The sequence below is a fragment of the Streptomyces sp. NPDC058145 genome (assembly GCF_042884245.1).
GTDB lineage: Bacteria > Actinomycetota > Actinomycetes > Streptomycetales > Streptomycetaceae > Streptomyces.
Genome location: NZ_JBHVUH010000016.1, coordinates 129,266 through 146,520, shown reverse-complemented (window position 1 = coordinate 146,520; position 17,255 = coordinate 129,266). Strand labels below are relative to the sequence as shown.

14 protein-coding genes are annotated in these 17,255 nt (G+C 73.0%); 13 read left to right on the top strand and 1 reads right to left on the bottom strand.

All coding sequences use genetic code 11. The annotated features are described in order from the left end of the window. Window positions 1–240 precede the first annotated feature (240 nt). Window positions 241–891 carry a DedA family protein gene (locus ACFVVO_RS31760; RefSeq protein ID WP_390059618.1) on the bottom strand — a complete coding sequence of 217 codons (651 nt, stop codon included), beginning with the start codon at window positions 889–891 and terminating at the stop codon, window positions 241–243. A 249-nt stretch (window positions 892–1,140) separates the two neighbouring features. Here ACFVVO_RS31760 and ACFVVO_RS31755 point away from each other — a divergent pair, with 249 nt between their 5' ends. The 13 genes from ACFVVO_RS31755 (at window position 1,141) to ACFVVO_RS31695 (ending at window position 17,255) form a co-directional block, all read left to right on the top strand. Beyond that, entirely contained in the window at window positions 1,141–2,322 is a 1,182-nt protein-coding gene (locus ACFVVO_RS31755) for an ROK family protein (protein ID WP_390059542.1), read from the top strand. 331 nt (window positions 2,323–2,653) lie between these two features. Further along, window positions 2,654–4,171, top strand: a complete 1,518-nt coding sequence (locus ACFVVO_RS31750) for a sugar ABC transporter ATP-binding protein (RefSeq protein ID WP_390059541.1) — start codon at window positions 2,654–2,656, stop codon at window positions 4,169–4,171. After that, window positions 4,168–5,187: an ABC transporter permease gene (locus tag ACFVVO_RS31745; protein WP_390059540.1), complete on the top strand. Its 1,020-nt coding sequence runs from the start codon at window positions 4,168–4,170 to the stop codon at window positions 5,185–5,187. The genes ACFVVO_RS31750 and ACFVVO_RS31745 overlap by 4 nt, the downstream gene beginning before the upstream one ends. Before the next feature lie 16 nt (window positions 5,188–5,203). Continuing rightward, a complete protein-coding gene (locus ACFVVO_RS31740) occupies window positions 5,204–6,268 on the top strand; it encodes a substrate-binding domain-containing protein (protein WP_390059539.1) in 1,065 nt (354 codons plus the stop codon). A gap of 65 nt (window positions 6,269–6,333) precedes the next feature. Further along, complete coding sequence (locus ACFVVO_RS31735) at window positions 6,334–7,563, top strand: Gfo/Idh/MocA family protein (protein ID WP_390059538.1); 1,230 nt, start codon at window positions 6,334–6,336, stop codon at window positions 7,561–7,563. 12 nt (window positions 7,564–7,575) lie between these two features. Next, complete coding sequence (locus tag ACFVVO_RS31730; RefSeq protein ID WP_390059536.1) at window positions 7,576–8,574, top strand: sugar phosphate isomerase/epimerase family protein; 999 nt, start codon at window positions 7,576–7,578, stop codon at window positions 8,572–8,574. Window positions 8,575–8,667: 93 nt separating this feature from the next. Then, complete coding sequence (locus ACFVVO_RS31725) at window positions 8,668–11,154, top strand: PQQ-dependent sugar dehydrogenase (protein WP_390059534.1); 2,487 nt, start codon at window positions 8,668–8,670, stop codon at window positions 11,152–11,154. A 14-nt stretch (window positions 11,155–11,168) separates the two neighbouring features. Continuing rightward, complete coding sequence (locus ACFVVO_RS31720; RefSeq protein ID WP_390059532.1) at window positions 11,169–12,503, top strand: ThuA domain-containing protein; 1,335 nt, start codon at window positions 11,169–11,171, stop codon at window positions 12,501–12,503. Between the two features lie 95 nt (window positions 12,504–12,598). Beyond that, window positions 12,599–13,723 (top strand): inositol-3-phosphate synthase, encoded by a 1,125-nt coding sequence (locus ACFVVO_RS31715; protein WP_390059531.1) that lies wholly within the window; start codon window positions 12,599–12,601, stop codon window positions 13,721–13,723. A 182-nt stretch (window positions 13,724–13,905) separates the two neighbouring features. Further along, window positions 13,906–14,811 carry an SCO3242 family prenyltransferase gene (locus ACFVVO_RS31710; protein WP_390059529.1) on the top strand — a complete coding sequence of 302 codons (906 nt, stop codon included), beginning with the start codon at window positions 13,906–13,908 and terminating at the stop codon, window positions 14,809–14,811. Between the two features lie 67 nt (window positions 14,812–14,878). After that, the gene (locus ACFVVO_RS31705; RefSeq protein ID WP_390059528.1) at window positions 14,879–15,775 is read left to right on the top strand and encodes a sugar phosphate isomerase/epimerase family protein; all 897 of its coding nucleotides are present in this window, start codon (window positions 14,879–14,881) and stop codon (window positions 15,773–15,775) included. Continuing rightward, a complete protein-coding gene (locus ACFVVO_RS31700; protein ID WP_390059527.1) occupies window positions 15,772–16,407 on the top strand; it encodes an EboA domain-containing protein in 636 nt (211 codons plus the stop codon). Before ACFVVO_RS31705 ends, ACFVVO_RS31700 begins: the two co-directional genes overlap by 4 nt. Further along, on the top strand, window positions 16,407–17,255 hold the full coding sequence (locus ACFVVO_RS31695; protein ID WP_390059525.1) for a TatD family hydrolase: 849 nt from the start codon (window positions 16,407–16,409) through the stop codon (window positions 17,253–17,255). Before ACFVVO_RS31700 ends, ACFVVO_RS31695 begins: the two co-directional genes overlap by 1 nt.

Genomic DNA, 17,255 nt, shown 5'->3' with positions numbered 1-17,255 from the left:
CACGATCGCCGCACCACCGGGGGACGCCTTGATCTCCGGTGGGCGATCGTGGCCCACTCGCGGTAGTCGGACCATGGCGTCCGGCCCCATATCGCCGCCTGGTGAGGCTCCTGCCGTCCGGGCCTGCGGACCAGAGCCGCACGACTGACAGCCGGCCTGGTGGCCCTTGTGGCCGCCCTGGCCGCGGGGCCCCGCACTCCCCGCCACCGGCTCGGCCGGGCCTGGGGTCTCGGCTGACGGTCAGCCGCCCCGCGGACGATCCTGGTTCCGCCGGTCGCGACGCGTCCGGCGGGCCTCCGCCAGCAGCGGCAGCAGCGAGAGCGCGACGATGACGGCGACCAGCGGCAGCAGGTAGTCGTCGACGTGGGAGACCGACGAGCCCAGGAGGTACCCGGCGAGCACCAGGCTCTGGGACCAGAGCAGCCCGCCCACCGTCTGCCAGAACGTGAACGCCCGCACCGGCACCCCCAGAGCGCCGGCCGCCGGATGCAGCACGGTGCGCAGCATCGGGACGAAGCGGCCGATCACCAGCGCCTTTCCGTACCCGTACCGGGCCAGGAGCTGCTCCGCCCGTGCCGTGCCCTCCTTCACCCGCCGGCTCGACGAGCGCTCCAGCAGGGGCCGCCCGCCGTGCCGCCCGAGCAGATAGCCCACCTGGCCGCCTACCACGGAACCGACGGCCGCGCACAGCATCACCTGCCACAACTCCAGCCGTGGCGCTTGCCCGTCGCCCGCCGCGCACAGCACCCCGGCGGGGAACAGCAGCGTGTCACCGGGCAGGAAGAACCCCACGACGAGCAGGCCCGACTCGGCGAAGATCACCGCCAGGACGCCCAGCGCCCCGAAGGCAGCGAGCAGTGAGGCGCTGTCCGTCGGATTGACGGCGATCACCACACTCGCCTCCCTGCACCCGCTCGCCGGCCGCTTTCCCCCAGTGTCCCGTGCCCGGGGTCGCATACCGGTCCGACAGCCCGACCAGGCACTCCGGCACCCGGATCCGAACGTCTTTGTCCTGAGAGAGGGAAAAGTCTGCGGGAATCCGTGCACAGCTTCTTCCCAGGTTCGGCGGCCGCTGCTACGTTCCCTGTGAAAGCCCGGCACTGGCGGGCGAGTACTGGCGGGGAGGGGCACGTGAGACGCATGACGGCACGACCGGCGAACACGCACCAGGCCCGCCTGCTGAAGCTGCTGCGTGACGGCGGCCCCAACTCCCGCGCCCAGCTCGGCGACCAGGTCGACCTGTCCCGGTCCAAGCTGGCGGTGGAGGTGGACCGGCTGCTGGAGACCGGCCTGGTGGTGGCCGACGGACTCGCCGCCTCGCGCGGTGGCCGCCGCTCCCACAACGTCCGGCTCAACCCGGGCCTCAGGTTCCTCGGCGTCGACATCGGCGCGACCTCGGTCGACGTCGCAGTCACCAACGCCGAACTGGAGATCCTCGGGCATCTCAACCAGCCGATGGACGTCCGTGAGGGCCCTGTCGCCGTCTTCGAGCAAGTCCTGGACCTGGCTGGGAAGTTGAAGGCCACCGGGCTCGCCGAGGGCTTCGACGGCGCCGGGATCGGCGTCCCCGGACCGGTCCGGTTCCCCGAGGGCGTCCCGGTCGCCCCGCCGATCATGCCGGGCTGGGACGGCTTCCCGGTGCGGGAGGCGCTCAGCCAGGAACTCGGCTGCCCGGTCATGGTCGACAACGACGTGAACCTCATGGCCATGGGCGAGCAGCATGCCGGAGTCGCCCGCACCGTCGCGGACTTCCTCTGCGTCAAGATCGGCACCGGCATCGGCTGCGGCATCGTCGTCGGCGGTCATGTGCACCGTGGCACCACCGGCAGCGCGGGCGACATCGGCCACATCCAGGCCGTGCCCGACGGCCGTCCCTGCGCCTGCGGCAACCGGGGCTGCCTGGAGGCCCACTTCAGCGGCGCCGCGCTGGCCCGGGACGCGCTGCAGGCGGCCGGGCAGGGCCGGTCCGCCGAGCTCGCGGCCCGGCTGGCGGCGAACGGAACCCTCTCCGCCGTCGACGTGGCCGCCGCGGCCGCGGCGGGCGACGCCACCGCGCTCGACCTGATCCGCGAGGGCGGCACCCATGTCGGCCAGGTCATCGCCGGCCTCGTCTCCTTCTTCAACCCAGGCCTGGTGGTGATCGGCGGCGGGGTGACCGGCCTCGGCCACACCCTGCTCGCCGCGATCCGCACCCAGGTCTACCGCCAGTCGCTGCCCCTGGCGACCGGCAACCTGCCCATCGTCCTGGGGGAACTGGGACCCACCGCCGGTGTGACCGGCGCGGCCCGGCTGATCAGCGACCACCTGTTCTCACCCGCGTAACCAGCGACCGCCCCACCCGTCCGAGCAGCCCACACAGCCCGCCACTGACTCGTGTAGACAGCGCCACCGCCCGCACCCCCGAGCCCACCTCGTCCGCTCCAGCCGAGCACACCCCACCCCGTCCGCTCCACCCCGAGCACACCCCACCCGCGCCACCGTCCGGCAAGTACGGCGGTCGGCCCTGCCCTGGGCCCGCTCCGCCCTGCCGTCTCCACCCACACCCACACCGACAGCGCTCAGCCCTGCCCGAACGACGTCTGCCCGGCACCGTGCGCGGCAGCAGGCGCGGCACGCCCTGACACCGGCCCGCACGTCCGCCGAGGGGAATCCGATGGCACCAGAAGCACCGCTGCTCAGCATGACCGGCATCACCAAGTCGTTCCCCGGCGTCCGCGCCCTGGACGGCGTCGACCTCGACGTCCAGGCGGGAGAAGTGCACTGCCTCCTCGGCCAGAACGGCGCCGGGAAGTCCACCCTCATCAAGGTCCTGGCCGGCGCCCATCAGCCGGACGGCGGCACCATCCACTGGCGCGGCGAGCCCGTCACCCTGCGCTCGCCGATCGCCGCCATGCGCCTCGGCGTCGCCACCATCTACCAGGAACTCGACATGGTGGAGCACATGTCGGTGGCCGAGAACGTCCACCTCGGCCACGAGCCCACGGCCGCCGGCTTCGTCGTACGCGGGAGGGCGGCCCGTACCTCGACGGGCCTGCTGCTGAAGAGGCTCGGGCATCCCGAGATCGATCCGGGCCGCCTGGTCGGGGACCTGTCGGCGGCCCAGCAGCAGATCGTCTCCATGGCCCGGGCGCTCTCCCACGACGTGCGCCTCATCGTGATGGACGAGCCGTCCGCCGCGCTCGATCCCGACGAGGTCGACAACCTCTTCCGGATCGTCGGGAACCTCACCGCCGAAGGCGTCGCGGTCGTCTACATCTCGCACCGGCTGGAGGAGATCCGGCGCATCGGCGACCGGGTGACCGTCCTCAAGGACGGCCGGGCCGTCGCCCGGGGACTGCCCGCCAGGACCACCCCGACCAGGGACGTCGTCGCCCTGATGACCGGGCGCGACGTCGAGTACGTGTTCCCTGCCCGGCCCACGGCGCCACCCGCCGGCGAACCCGTGCTGCGGATCCGCCGGCTGGCCCGGGACGGCGAGTTCGCGCCGTTCGACCTCGACGTACGGCCGGGGGAGATCGTCGGCCTGGCCGGGCTCGTGGGATCCGGGCGCTCCGAGATCCTGGAAACGGTCTACGGGGCGCGCAGACCCAGCGCGGGCCAAGTCCTGGTCGACGGCGAGCCGTTGCGGACCGGCAGTGTGCGCGCCGCCGTGCGGGCCGGACTCGGGCTCGCCCCCGAGGAACGCAAGGCGCAGGCCCTGCTGATGCTGGAGTCCGTCACCCGCAACGTGTCCGTCTCCACCCTCTCCCGCTTCTCCCGGGGCGGCTGGGTCGACCGGGGAGCCGAGCGGGGCGCCGCACAGGCCGCCACCCGCGAGCTGTCCCTGCGGCCCGACAACCCGGACGTGCCGGTGCGCACCCTGTCCGGCGGCAACCAGCAGAAGGCGGTCCTCGCCCGCTGGCTGCTGCGCGGCTGCCGGGTGCTGCTGCTGGACGAACCCACCCGCGGCGTCGACGTGGGCGCCCGCGCCGAACTGTACGCCGTCGTCCGCCGACTGGCCGACGAAGGCCTCGCCGTGCTCCTCGTCTCCAGCGAGGTGCCCGAGGTCCTAGGCCTCGCCGACCGCGTCCTGGTGCTCCGCGAGGGCCGGGTCGTGCACACCGCACCCGCCCAGGAACTCGACGAACACCGAGTCCTCGACCTCGTCATGGAAGGAAGCCCGGCGTCATGACGCAGCCCGTCTCCCCGCCCCGGGACAGCACCGGCAAGCCGCCTTCGGCCGGCCGACTCCCCGCCTGGCGCGGCCTGCCGGCCCGCGCCGACGTCCGCACCCTGTCCCTGCTCGGCGTGCTCGCCGCCCTCGTCGTCATCGGAGGCGTCACCAGACCCGACGAGTTCCTGGACACCCGCAACCTCCAACTCGTCCTCACCCAGGCCTCGGTGATCGGCGTGGTCACCGTCGGCATGACCTTCGTCATCACCGCCGGCGGCATCGACCTCTCCGTCGGCGCGATCGTCGCCCTCGCCTCCGTGTGGGCCACCACCGTCGCCACCCAGGAGTACGGCTTCACCGGCATCCTCTTCACCGCGCTGGTCGTCGGCCTGGGCTGCGGCCTGGTCAACGGGCTGCTGATCGCCTACGGCGGCATGGTCCCGTTCATCGCCACCCTCGCCATGCTCGCCTCGGCGCGCGGCCTCGCCCTGCAGATCACCGACGGCCGTACCCAGATCGTCAGCGTCGACGGCGTCCTCAGGCTCGGCGAGCGCGACTCCTACGTCCTGGGCGTCCCGCCGCTCGTGCTGGTCTTCGCGCTGGTGACGGTCGCCGGATGGCTGCTGCTGAACCGCACCACCTTCGGCCGCCGCACCGTCGCCGTCGGAGGCAACGCCGAGGCCGCCCGGCTCGCCGGCATCGACGTCCGCCGGCAGCGCCTCTACCTGTACCTGCTGTCCGGGCTGTGCTGCGGCATCGCCGCCTTCCTGCTGATCGTGCTCTCCGGCTCCGGCCAGAACACCAACGGCAACCTCTACGAACTCGACGCCATCGCCGCCGCGATCATCGGCGGCACCCTGCTCAGCGGCGGCCGCGGCACCATCACCGGCTCCGTGCTCGGCGTCCTGATCTTCACCACGATCACCAACATCTTCGCCCTGAACAACCTCCAGAGCGACGTCCAGCAGATCGCCAAGGGCGCGATCATCGTCGCCGCCGTCCTGGTCCAGCGCCGCACCGCGAGAACGAACTGAGGAAGGGCCCACCGCCATGCCAGAGCACACCAGCCGTACCACCGACGGCCTCGCCAGCCGCAGAGGAATCCTCTTCGGGACCGCGGCGGTCTCCGCCGGTGCCTTCCTCACGGCCTGCACCAGCAACGACACCAAGGACGAGAGCGCCGCCGCCGACACCCGCCCGGCCGCCGACGACAAGCCCGGCAAGCACGTCACCATCGGCTTCGCCGGCCCCCAGGCCGACCACGGCTGGCTCAACGCCATCAACGACAACGCCAAGAGCCGGGCGAAGAAGTACTCCGACGTCACCCTGGAGATCACCGAGGGCTCCAACGACACCGCCCAGCAGATCGGCCAGATCGAGACCCTCATCAACAAGAAGGTCGACGTCCTGGTCGTGCTGCCGGCCGACGGCAAGGCCCTCACCCAGGTCGGTCTGAAGGCGATGCGCGCCGGCATCCCCGTCGTCAACCTCGACCGCATCTTCAACTCCGCCCAGGCTTACCGCTGCTGGATCGGCGGCGACAACTACGGCATGGGCCTGAGCGCCGGGCACTACATCGGCGAGAAACTCAAGGACAAGCCGAACGCCCGGGTGATCGAGCTGGCCGGCCTGGACAACCTGGAGCTGACCAAACAGCGCACCCAGGGGTTCGACGACGCACTGAAGAACTACCCCCACATCAAGAAGGTGGCCCGGCAGGCGGCCGACTTCACCGTCGAGTCCGGACAGGCCAAGATGGCCCAGCTGCTGCAGGCCCAGCCGAAGTTCGACGCCCTGTGGAACCACGACGACGACCAGGGCGTGGGGGCGCTGCGCGCCATCGCGCAGGCCGGCCGGGACGACTTCCTGATGGTCGGCGGGGCCGGCGCGCTCTCCGCCTTCCAGGCCATCAAGCAGGACAACGGCGTACTGAAGGCCACCGTCCTCTACCCGCCGACCATGGCCGCCTCCGCCATCGACCTCGCCCGCGCCCTCGGCCAGGGCAAGGGCGTCGGTGGCCTCGCCGAGTACGAGATCCCCGCGTCGATCACGCTCTACTCGGCCGTCGTGGACAAGGACAACGTCGACCAGTACATGCCCACCGGCTTCCGGTGAGCCCGGGGCCTTCCGGCCCTCGCCCGCACCCCCCACCGCGCCACGACGAAGAGGAGGACGAGCGCATGGAACAGCCGCAGCAGTCGACGGAGCCGGCGGCACCGGCCGGGGACCCGCCGGACGGGAAACCCCCGCTGCGCGTCGGCATGGTCGGCTACGCCTTCATGGGCGCCGCCCACTCGCAGGGCTGGCGCACCGCGGGCCGGGTCTTCGACCTGCCCCTGCGGCCCGTCCAGGCCGCGATCTGCGGCCGCGACGAGGCCGCGGCCCGCGCGGCGGCCGGCCGGCACGGCTGGGCGGCGGTGGAGACCGACTGGCGTGCCCTGATCGCCCGGGACGACATCGACCTGGTCGACATCTGCACCCCCGGCGACAGCCACGCCGAGATCGCGCTGGCCGCGCTCGCGGCCGGCAAGCACGTGCTGTGCGAGAAGCCCCTCGCCAACACCGTGGCGGAGGCCGAGACCATGACGGCCGCGGCCGAGGAGGCCCAGGCCCGAGGCCGGGTGGCGATGGTCGGCTTCAACTACCGCCGGCTGCCGGCCACCGCGCTCGCCCGGCGCATGGTCGCCGGCGGCAGGCTCGGCACCCTGCGCCACGCGCGGGTGACCTACCTCCAGGACTGGCTGGTGGACCCCCGGTTCCCGCTGACCTGGCGGCTGCGCAGGGAGCTGGCCGGCTCCGGCTCGCTCGGCGACCTCGGCGCGCACATCGTGGACCTCGCCCAGTACCTGGCCGGGGAGCGGCTCGCCGGGGTGTCCGCCCTGACCGAGACCTTCGTACGGGAGCGGCCGCTGCCCGGCGGCGCGGGCAGCGGCCCGACGGCGATGCCGGCGGCCGGCACCGGCACGGTCACCGTCGACGACGCCGCCCTGTTCACCGGCCGTTTCACCTCCGGCGCCCTCGCCTCCTTCGAGGCCACCCGCTACGCCACCGGCCGGAAGAACGCCCTGCGCATCGAACTCAACGGTGAGCGAGGCTCGTTGTCCTTCGACCTGGAGCGCCTCAACGAGCTGTGGTTCCACGACGCCACCGAACCGGGCGCCGAGGCCGGCTTCCGCCGCATCCTCGTCACCGAACCCGAACACCCCTACCTGGAGGCCTGGTGGCCGCCGGGCCACGGACTCGGCTACGAGCACACCTTCGTCCACCAGGTCCGCGACCTCGTCCACGCCATCGCCGAGGGCCGCCGGCCCGAGCCCTCCTTCGCCGACGGACTGCAGGTGCAGCGCGTACTGGCCGCGGTCGAGGAGAGCGCCGAGAAGAACTCCGTCTACACGTCCGTCGCGGACTGAGGAGGCCCGCCCATGCCGCGCCCGTTCACCCTGTTCACCGGCCAGTGGGCCGATCTGCCCCTGGAGGAGGTCTGCAGGCTCGCCCGCGACTTCGGCTACGACGGCCTCGAACTCGCCTGCTGGGGCGACCACTTCGAGGTGGACAAGGCCCTGTCCGACCCCGCCTACCTCGCCTCCCGCCACCAACTCCTCGACAAGTACGGACTGAAGTGCTGGGCCGTCTCCAACCACCTCGTCGGCCAGGCCGTGTGCGACGCCATCATCGACGAACGCCACCGGGCCATCCTGCCCGCCGGGGTGTGGGGCGACGGCGACCCCGAGGGGGTGCGGCGGCGGGCGGCCGACCGGATGAGGGACACCGCCCGCGCGGCGGCCGCCTTCGGCGTCGACACCGTCATCGGCTTCACCGGCTCCGCGATATGGCACCTCGTCGCGATGTTCCCGCCCGCCCCCGAATCGATGATCGAACGGGGCTACGAGGACTTCGCGGAGCGCTGGAACCCGATCCTCGACGTCTTCGACGCCGAGGGCGTGCGGTTCGCCCACGAGGTCCACCCGAGCGAGATCGCCTACGACTACTGGACCACCCGTCGCGCCCTCGACGCGATCGGCCACCGCCCGGCCTTCGGGCTGAACTTCGACCCCTCCCACTTCGTCTGGCAGGACCTCGACCCGGTCGGCTTCCTGTGGGACTTCCGCGACCGCATCTACCACGTGGACTGCAAGGAGGCCCGCAAGCGCCTCGACGGCCGCAACGGCCGGCTCGGCTCCCACCTGCCCTGGGGCGACCCGCGCCGCGGCTGGGACTTCGTGTCCGCCGGGCACGGGGACGTGCCCTGGGAGGACGTCTTCCGCATGCTGCGCTCCATCGACTACCGGGGCCCAGTCTCCGTCGAATGGGAGGACGCCGGCATGGACCGGCTGCAGGGCGCCCCCGAGGCCCTGGCCCGTCTCCGGGCCCATGACTTCGAGCCGCCGTCGGCCTCCTTCGACGCGGCCTTCTCCAACTGACCAGCACCCAGAGGTCAGTTCGCAACTCCGGGATGACGGCGCATCCCGGCGCTCGCACCCGCCCGTACAACCAGCCCCTTCTGGAGGCATTTCGTGCACGGGAACGATCGCACCAACCGCACCGGAACCCACAGAACACGTCTGCGCAAGGCGGTCGCGCTGCTGAGCGGCGCCCTGCTCGCCGCCGCCACCCTGACCCTGACCACCCCCCAGGCCGGCGCAGCCGTCACCGGCCAGGACACGACCGCGGCGGCCGAGGACTTCCAGCAGGTCACCCTCGCCAAGGGTGAGGCCGAGGTCGGCGAACCGATGTCGCTCGCCGTCCTCCCCGACCGCTCGGTCCTGCACACCTCCCGCGACGGCGAACTCCGCCTCACCGACGCGGCCGGCAACACCAGACTCGCCGGCAAGCTGGACGTGTACTCCCACGACGAGGAAGGCCTCCAAGGCGTCGGCGTCGACCCGGACTTCGCCGACAACCGCTTCGTCTACCTCTACTACGCACCCCCGCTGGACACCCCGGCCGGCGACGCCCCCGAGACCGGAACGGCGGCCGACTTCGCGCCCTTCGACGGCGTCAACCGCCTCTCGCGCTTCGTGCTGAAGAGCGACGGCACCCTCGACACGGCCAGCGAGAAGGAGATCCTCGACGTCAAGACCACCCGTGGCCTGTGCTGCCACGTCGGTGGTGACATCGACTTCGACGCGGCCGGCAACCTGTACCTGTCGACCGGCGACGACTCCAACCCCTTCCAGTCCGACGGCTACACCCCGATCGACGAGCGGGCGGACCGCAACCCCGGCTTCGACGCCCAGCGCACCGCAGGCAACACCAACGACCTGCGCGGCAAGATCCTGCGCATCAAGGTCGACGCCGACGGCTCCTACTCCATCCCGGACGGCAACCTCTTCGCGCCCGGCACGGACAAGACACGGCCCGAGATCTACGCGATGGGCTTCCGCAACCCGTTCCGGTTCAGCGTCGACAAGAAGACCGGCATCCTCTACGTCGGCGACTACGGCCCCGACGCCGGTGCCGCCGACCCCGCCCGCGGCCCCGCCGGACAGGTGGAGTTCGCCCGGGTGACCGGCCCCGGCAACTTCGGCTGGCCGTACTGCACCGGCGCCAACGACGCCTACGTCGACTACGACTTCGCGACGAAGACCTCCGGCGCCTCCTTCGACTGCACGGCGCCGAAGAACACCTCGCCGCACAACACCGGCCTCACCGACCTGCCCCCGGCCCAGCCCGCCTGGATCCCGTACAACGGCCCGTCCGTACCGGAGTTCGGCGACGGCTCCGAGTCCCCGATGGGCGGCCCCGTCTACCACTACGACCCCGCGCTCGACTCGCCCGTGAAGTTCCCCGAGGCCTACGACGGCGACTTCTTCGCCGGTGAGTTCGGCCGCCGCTGGATCAAGCGCGTCACCAGCGACAGCGACGGCACGGTGCGGTCCATCGGAGACATCCCCTGGAGCGGCACCCAGGTGATGGACATGGCCTTCGGCCCGGACGGCGCCCTGTACGTCCTGGACTACGGCACCGCCTGGTTCGGCGGCGACGACCACTCGGCGCTGTACCGCATCGAGAACGCCACCGACGGCCACTCCCCGGCCCCCCAGGCCGCCGCGGACCGCACCTCGGGCCAGGCCCCGCTGAAGGTCCAGTTCTCCTCGGCCGGCACCACCGACCAGGACGGCGACACCCTCACCTACCGCTGGGACTTCGGTGACGGCGGCACCTCCACGGCCGCCAACCCAGGCCACAAGTACAAGAAGAACGGCACCTACACCGCCACCGTCACCGCCGAGGACCCCTCCGGCCGCACCGGCGGCGCCAGCGTCCAGGTCGTCGTCGGCAACACCGCGCCCCAGGTCGTCCTGGAAACGCCCAAGGACGGGCAGCTCTTCAGCTTCGGCGACGCCATACCGTTCAAGGTGACCGTCACCGACCGCGAGGACGGCCGGTCGATCGACTGCGCCAAGGTCAAGGTCTCCTTCATCCTCGGCCACGACACCCACGGTCACCCGCTGACCTCGGCCAACGGCTGCTCCGGCACCATCCGGACCAGCGCCGACGGCGGACATGACGAGGACGCCAACATCTTCGGCGTGCTCGACGCCGAGTACACCGACGGCGGAGGCGGCGGCCAGGCCCCGCTCACCTCGCACGACCAGAACGTCCTGCAGCCCCGCCACCGCCAGGCCGAGCACTTCGGCGACAGCTCCGGCGTGTCGGTCGTCGCGCACGACACCGCCCACGGCGGCAAGACCGTCGGCGACATCGACAACGGCGACTGGATCGCCTTCACACCGTACGTCCTGAGCGACGCCACGAAGATCACCGCGCGCATCGCCTCCGCCGGTGCCGGCGGCACCCTCGAGGTCCGCGCCGGATCGGCCACCGGCACCCTGCTCGGCAAGGCCACCGTCCCCGTGACCGGCGGCTGGGACACCTACCAGGACGTCACCGCCGCGCTGTCCCGCGCACCCCGCGGCAGCACCACGCTCTACCTCGTATTCAAGGGCGGCAGCGGCTCCCTGTTCGACGTCGACGACTTCACCTTCACCACCGGCTGAGAGGAGGACACACCGTGCGACCCACAGGCAGAATCACCACCGCGGTGCTCGGCGCCGCCCTGCTCGTCGGCTGCGTGACCGCACCCGCCGTGTCGGACCCGGCCCACACCAAGCGTGTCCTGGTCTTCTCCAAGACCGCCGGCTTCCGGCACGACTCGATCCCCGAGGGCATCACGGCCGTCGAGGAGCTCGGCGAGGCGAACGGCTTCACCGTCGACGCCACCGAGGACGCCGGCGCCTTCACCGACAAGAACCTGAGCCGCTACGACGCCGTGGTGTTCATGTCGACCACCGGCGACGTCCTCGACACCGCCCAGCAGGAAGCGTTCGAGGGGTACATCCGGCACGGCGGAGGCTACGTCGGCGTGCACGCCGCCGCCGACACCGAGTACGACTGGGCCTTCTACGGCGGCCTCGCGGGCGCCTGGTTCCAGAACCACCCGGCGATCCAGCCCGCCACCGTGGACGTCGAGGACCGCGCCAACCCGGCCACGGCGCACCTCGGGCGGACCTGGGAGCGCACCGACGAGTGGTACAACTACCGCTCCAACCCCCGCGAGCGGGCGCACGTCCTCGCCTCGCTCGACGAGACGTCGTACTCCGGCGGCACCATGGCGGGGGACCACCCCATCGCCTGGTGCCAGGAGTACCAGGGCGGCCGCGCCTTCTACACCGGGGGCGGCCACACGAAGGAGTCGTACACCGAACCCGCGTTCCGCGCCCACCTGCTGGGCGGTCTGCGGTACGCGATCGGCGACGTGCGGGCGGACTGCCGCCCGGAGAACGGATACAGCCGGCTGTTCGACGGCACCTCCGCCTCCCTGGACGGCTGGAAGCAGGCCGGCCCCGGCTCCTTCACCCTCTCCGCCGACGGCACGCTCACCTCGTCCGGCGGGATGGGCCTGCTCTGGTACGCGGGCAGGAGCTTCGGTTCGTACTCGCTGAAGCTCGACTGGAAGGTGGCCGGCGACGACAACTCCGGTGTGTTCGTCGGCTTCCCGCCCTCGGACGACCCGTGGTCGGCCGTGAACAACGGTTACGAGATCCAGATCGACGCCACCGACGTGCCGGAGAAGACCACCGGCTCCGTCTACGGCTTCCGGTCCGCCGACCTGAAGAAGCGCGACCGCGCGCTGAACCCGCCGGGGGAGTGGAACACGTACGAGATCCGGATCCAGGGCGAACGCCTGCGGATCTGGCTCAACGGCGTGAAGATCAACGACTTCACCAACACCGACCCGGCCCGGAGCCTCACCGACGGACACGTCGGCCTGCAGAACCACGGGGCCGGCGACCAGGTGTCCTTCCGTGACGTCCGGATCAAGGAACTGCCCGGCAAGGGCCACTGAACGGCGGCGGGCGGGAGACGCCGGACTCCCGCCCGCCGTCACCACCCCCACCTCTGGGCCCTGTCGAGCTCACGCCCTGGACAAGGAGGCTGCTCATGCCCGCGTCCCTCTCCCGTCCCCCTCGCACCGGCGTCTGGCTCGTCGGGGCCCGCGGCTCGGTCGCCACCACCGTCGTCGCCGGATGCGCCGCCGTGACGGCCGGCCTGCGCCCGCCCACCGGCCTGGTCACCGAGACGTCCGCCTTCGCCCGCAGCGGCCTGCCCGCCCTGGCGTCCCTGGTCTTCGGCGGCCACGACACCACGGACTGCCCGCTGCCCAAGCGTGCCGAGGAACTGGCCGCGGGCGGCGTCCTGCCGCCCGGACTGCCCGCCGCCGTCGAGGCCGAACTCACCGAGGCCGAAAGGGAGATCAGGCCCGGCGGCCCGCAGCCCGGCGACGCCCGGGACGAGGACGGGCTGATCACCGCGTTCGCCGCCGACATCCAGGACTTCGTACGACGGCACGGGCTGGCCCGCGCCGTCGTCGTGAACGTCGCCTCCACGGAACCGGTCCCGACCGGACCGCACCTGCCGCCCAGCTCCCTGTACGCGGCGGCCGCCCTGCGCGCCGGCTGCCCCTACGTCAACTTCACCCCGTCGACCGGCCTGCACCACCCTGCCCTCACCCCGCTCGCCGCGTCGGGCGCGGTGCCGTACGCGGGCCGTGACGGCAAGACCGGCCAGACCCTGCTGCGCTCCGTCCTCGGCCCCATGTTCGCCCAGCGGGCCCTGGACGTCCGGGCCTGGTCCGGCACCAACCTGCTCGGCGGCGGCGACGGCGCCTCGCTGGCCGACCCGGCCGCCGCCGCGGCCAAGAACGCGGGCAAGGAACGCGTCCTCACCGACACCCTGGGCGGCACGCCCGAGGGTGAGGTCCACATCGACGACGTGCCGGCGCTCGGCGACTGGAAGACCGCCTGGGACCACATCGCCTTCGACGGCTTCCTCGGCACCCGCATGATCCTGCAGACGATCTGGCAGGGCTGCGACTCGGCCCTCGCCGCCCCCCTCGTCCTCGACCTGGCCCGCCTCACGGCCCGCGCCCACGAACGCGGCCTGACCGGCCCCCTCACCGAACTGGCCTTCTTCTTCAAGGACCCGGTCGGCGGCGCCCCGGCGGCACTGGCGGAGCAGTACGCGGGACTGGTGCGGTTCGCCTCGCGGCTGGGGGAGGGGGAGTGATCCGGTCGCGGAGGTCGGCCGCGGCACCGGGCCTGCCGGTGCCGTCCGCCACACGGGCCGGCGCGGCTGCGGGCCCGGGCCCTGTCACGGCCGCCCGGCGCCGGCGGGCCGGAGACGTATCGGAGTACCGGCGCACCCGAACGGACGCGTCCGGTGGAACCGGCGCGGCCGGCCCGGTCGCGGTGCCGGCGGATTCCGCCGGCACCCGTCCTCCCTCCGCCACCACACCCCCCTCCGTCCGGCTGAACGCCTGGGCCGAACTGCTGCGGCTGCCCGCGCTGTTCACCGTTCCGGGGGACGCGCTCGCCGGAGTCGCCGCCGCCGGTGCCGGGCGGCCGGGTCGGCGCGCGTTGCTCGCCGTCGGCTGCTCGCTGTGTCTGTACGAGGCCGGGATGGCGCTCAACGACTGGGCGGACCGCGCGGAGGACGCCGTCGAACGCCCGCACCGGCCCCTTCCATCGGGCCGGGTCCGCCCCGCCGCCGCCCTCACCGCGGCCTGCGTGTTCACGGCCGCCGGTCTCGCGCTGGCCGCCCGCGCGGGACGCCCCGCGCTGACGGTCGCCGTACCGCTCGCGGCCACCGTCTGGTCGTACGACCTCGGCCTGAAGCGCACGCCCGCCGGCCCGGGCGCGATGGCCGCCGCCCGCGGCCTCGACCTGCTGCTCGGGGCCGCGGCCACCACCGGCCGCGTCCGCCCGGCACTGGCCCCGGCCGCACTGCTCGGCACCCACACCCTCGCCGTCACCGCCGTCTCCCGTCAGGAGACCCGCACCGGCTCCCCGCTCACCCCGCTCGCGGCCCTGACCGCGACCGCTCTGCTGGCCCGGGCACTGCCACCGCGCCCGCCCACCCTCCTCGGCACCGCTCTCGCCGCCGGCTACGCCGCGACCGTCGCCCGCCCCTACCTGCACGCCGCGCTCAACCCGTCGCCGCCGCTCACCCAGCGCGCCGTGGGCGCCGGCATCCGCGCCACCATCCCGCTGCAGGCCGCCCTCGCCGCCCGCACCGGAGCCACCGCGACCGCCCTCGTCACGGCGGCCCTCGGCCCGCTGGCCCGCCGGTTCGCGAGGCGGGTGAGCCTCACATGACGCCCGGGCGACCGCGCCCTCGCCCCGCGCATCCCGGTGGCTCGGCCGACAGGAAGGTGAGCCCCGCATGACCCCTCAGCCATCGGCCCTCCGCTTCGGCTACGGCACCAACGGCCTCACCGACCTCCGGCTCGGCGACGCCCTCGCACTCCTCGCCGATCTCGGCTACGACGGCGTCGGACTGACCCTCGACCACATGCATCTCGACCCGCTCGCCCCCGGCCTCGCCGACCGCACCAGGCACCTAGCCCGCCGCCTCGCCGAGCTGGGGCTCACGGTCACCGTGGAGACCGGTGCCCGCTACGTCCTCGACCCGCGCCGCAAGCACGGCCCCTCGCTCCTGGACCCGGACCCGCGGGCCCGTGTCCGGCGCGTGGACCTGCTGCTGCGCGCGGTGCGGGTGGCGGCCGACCTCGGCGCGCACGCGGTGCACTCCTTCAGCGGAATCGTTCCACCGGGCGGCGACCGCGCCACGGCCTGGTCCCGGCTCGCCGCCGCACTCGCTCCCGTCGTGGAGGCCGCCACCGCCGCCGGTGTCCCGCTGGCCGTCGAACCCGAGCCCGGCCACCTGCTGGCCACCCTCGCCGACTTCCACCACCTGCGCGGCCTGCTCGGCGACCCGCCCGCCCTCGGCCTCACCCTCGACATCGGCCACTGCCAGTGCCTGGAACCCCTGCCGCCCGCGGACTGCGTGCGCGCCGCCGCACCCTGGCTGCGGCACGTCCAGATCGAGGACATGCGGCGATCGGTCCACGAGCACCTCCCGTTCGGCGAGGGAGAGATCGACTTCCCGCCCGTCCTCGCCGCCCTCGAATCGACCGGCTACCGCGGACTGACGGTCGTGGAACTGCCCCGCCACTCCCACGCCGGCCCCCGGTACGCGGAGGCGTCCCTGCGGTTCCTGCGCGCCGCGGCCACCGGTGGCCCGGGCAGGGCGGCCGTGCCAGAAGGGAGCACCGCATGAACGCCTCACCCGTCCCGGACACCGGCCCCGAGGCTCTCCGCGACCACCTCGACACCCACCTCGACCCGGACGCCCGCGCCTGGTTCCACCAGGCCATGGAGGAGGCCGCCGCCCACCCCGGCGGGCGCGGGCCGATCTCCGTGTGGGAGCTCCGCCTCGCGGAAGCGGGCCGCCGCTGCGGCACCCGGCACGCCGACGCCGTCCGCGTCCTCATCCTGCACGCCGCCCGCGCCGACGCGGCCGTGCTCAGCCGCGTCTACCACCAGGGCACCGCCGCCGAACGGCGTGCCGTCCTGCACGCCCTGCCCCATCTCGTCCCCGGCCCCGACGCCGTCGCACTGGTCGAGGACGCCCTGCGTACCAACGACACCCGGCTGGTCGCAGCCGCCCTCGGCCCCTACGGGGCCCGCCACCTCGAACCCCACGCCTGGCGGCACGCCGTACTGAAGTGCCTGTTCACCGGAGTCCCCGTCGACCTGGTCGCCGGCCTCGCCGAACGGGCCCGCGGCGACGCCGAACTCGCCCGCATGCTGGCCGACTTCGCGGCCGAGCGCACCGCCGCGGGCCGGCCCGTGCCCAGCGGCCTCCATCACGTCCTGACCCTGGCCGCGCAGCCCCGCGAGGAGTCCTGATGCGCCTGTTCGACCCCCACATCCACATGACCTCCCGCACCACCGACGACTACGAGGCCATGCGCGCCGCGGGCGTCCGCGCCGTCGTGGAGCCCTCGTTCTGGCTGGGCCAGCCCCGCACCTCGCCCGCCTCCTTCCTCGACTACTTCGACTCGCTGCTCGGCTGGGAGCCGTTCCGCGCCGCCCAGTACGGCATCGCCCACCACTGCACGCTCGCCCTCAACCCCAAGGAGGCGGGCGACCCCCGCTGTCTGCCCGTCCTGGACGAACTGCCCCGCTACCTCGTCAAGGACCACGTCGTCGCCGTCGGCGAGATCGGCTACGACTCCATGACCCCGGCCGAGGACAAGGCCCTGGCCGCACAGCTCCAACTGGCCGCCGACCACGGCCTGCCCGCACTGGTGCACACCCCGCACCGCGACAAACTCGCCGGGCTGCGCCGCACCCTCGACGCGGTCCGCGAGTCCGCCCTCCCCCTGGACCGGGTCCTGGTCGACCACCTCAACGAGACGACTGTCAAGGACGCCAAGGACAGCGGATGCTGGCTGGGTTTCTCGGTCTACCCCGACACCAAGATGGACGAGCACCGGATGGTGGCGATCCTGCGGACCTACGGCCCCGAGCGGGTCCTGGTGAACTCCGCCGCCGACTGGGGCAGGAGCGACCCGCTGAAGATCCGCCGGGTCGCCGACCTGATGCTCGCCGAGGGCTTCACCGAGGACGACGTCGACCGGGTGCTGTGGCGCAACCCCGTCGCCTTCTACGGCCTCAGCGGTCGGCTGGACCTCGAGACCGGCCCGCCGGAGGCCACCCACGAGGGCAACTCCCTGCTGCGCGGCGGGGAGTGA